The sequence below is a fragment of the Bacteroidia bacterium genome (assembly GCA_025056095.1).
Taxonomy (GTDB): domain Bacteria; phylum Bacteroidota; class Bacteroidia; order JANWVE01; family JANWVE01; genus JANWVE01.
The window spans coordinates 1-1,993 of record JANWVW010000316.1; the positions used below are offsets into that span (position 1 = coordinate 1).

Genomic DNA, 1,993 nt, shown 5'->3' on the forward strand with positions numbered 1-1,993 from the left:
TTTCTCTGTACTCTGCAAAATAAGCCCTTTGGTTTGTAGAATTAGATTGTAACTCACTTGGGTGATAGCAGGATTTTGTGTGTATCTTGTTAAAACGAAGTTTTGAAAGCTGTTAAAATATAAATTTATATTTGCTTGGATATATTTTTCTTTTTCGCTTTCTGAAAGATTTTTGAAGTTAGATTGGATTTCTTTGAGTTTAATTTGTATAGCTTCTTGAAATAAGGGTTCGGCTAGTTCGTATTGGTTTTGATCTTGGTATAACTTAGCCAAATTATTACAAGAAACAGCATAGTCTGGATGTTCTTTCCCTAAAATTTTGAGACGAAGGTCTTTGGATTCTTTGTATAACTCTTCGGCTTCACTGTATTTACCTTGGGCTTGATATAATGAAGCTATATTGTTACAAGAAATAGCATAGTCTGGATGTTCTCTTCCTAGCATTTTGGCACAAGTCTCTTTGGCTTCTTTGTATAACGATTCAGCTTCAGCATATTTGCCCTGGTACTTGTATAATAAAGCCAAATTATTACAAGCAATAGCATAGTATGGATGTTGTTTGCCCAGTATTTTAACAAAAATGTTTTTAGCTTCCTCACATAACAGTTCCGCTTCGGCGTACTTCCCCTGAGCTTGGTATACTGAACATAGATTGCTACAAGAAATAGCATAATTCCGATGTTCCTTTCCTAAGATTTTGGCAATAAGGTTCTTAGATTCTTCGTATAGTGATTCAGCTTCAGCGTACCTACCCTGCATCTTGTATAATGAAGCTAAATTATTACAAGAAATAGCGTATTCAGGATGTCCCTTTCCTAACACGTTGGCACGAATGTCTTTGGCTTCTTTGAATAACAGTTCCGCTTCAGCATATTTACCTTGCTCTTGGTACAATGAAGCCAAATTATTACAACAAGCAACATAATCGGGATGCTCTCTTCCTAAGACACTGAAATAAATCTCTTTTGCTTCTTTGAATAACAGTTCAGAATCAATATATTTACCTTCATTTCGATATAATAAGGCTAAATTATTGCAAAAAGTAGCATAATTAGGGTGTTTCCTTCCTAAAACTTTGGCACCAAGTTCTTTGGCTTCTTTGAATAATGGTTCAGCTTGAGCGTATTTACCTTGTTCTTGATATAATAAAGCTAAATTATTACAGGAAGCAATATAGTTAGGATGTTCTCTTCCTAAGACTTTAGCACGAATTTCTTTCGCTTCTTTGTTTAACAGCTCGGCTTCAATATACTTACCTTGATTTCGATACAACCCAGCCAAGTTATTACAAGAAGTAGCGTAACTTGAATGTTCTTTTCCTAACACTCTAGCACGAATTTCTTTCGCTTCTTTGTATAACAGTTCCGCTTCGGCATACTTACCTTTCAGCTCGTATAACGTACCTAAATTATCACAAAAAGTAGCATAGTCAGGGTGTTCTTTTCCTAAAAGTTTGGCACTAAGTTCCTTAGCTTCTTTGAGTAATACTTCAGATTCTGTGTATTTATTTTGACTTTTATATAACAAACCCAAGTTGTTACAAGAGCTGGCGTATCTTGCTATATCTTTTTCTTTTGTCCAAGCGCTATCTTTTTTGGCGTATAACTCACCTTGTTTGTATAAACCTGCAGACAAGCAACTTTCAGATAGTGTGCTTAATATATTGCTGTAATTCGTATCTTTTTCTGCCACTTGCTTTTCATATAATTCTAATGCTTTATCGCCCCATTCTATGGCTTTCTTGTACTGTTGTTTTTGTTGATATTTTAAGCAGCTATCATACGCACTTTGCCAAGATTGGGCAAAACAAAATAAGAGCAAAAAACTTAAAATACAGCAAATAGCTAATTTCATATCTCAAATGTATGAAAATTTGAGCTAAAAAACTATGTATTTTTTGGGCGTGCCCCTTGCTGCGCAAGGGTCGGGGCATTCCGCACGTAGCCCGAAGCACGCCGACCTTGCCCACACAAGCGCAAGCGAAGTGTGGGCA

Annotated in this window: 1 protein-coding gene; it reads right to left on the bottom strand. The window is 35.9% G+C overall.

Annotation, left to right across the window (positions count from 1 at the left end; genetic code table 11):
* Nucleotides 1–1,854, bottom strand: a 1,854-nt coding sequence (locus NZ519_13755; protein MCS7029819.1) for a tetratricopeptide repeat protein, incomplete at its 3' end; no start/stop codon positions are given.
* Nucleotides 1,855–1,993: the final 139 nt, after the last annotated feature.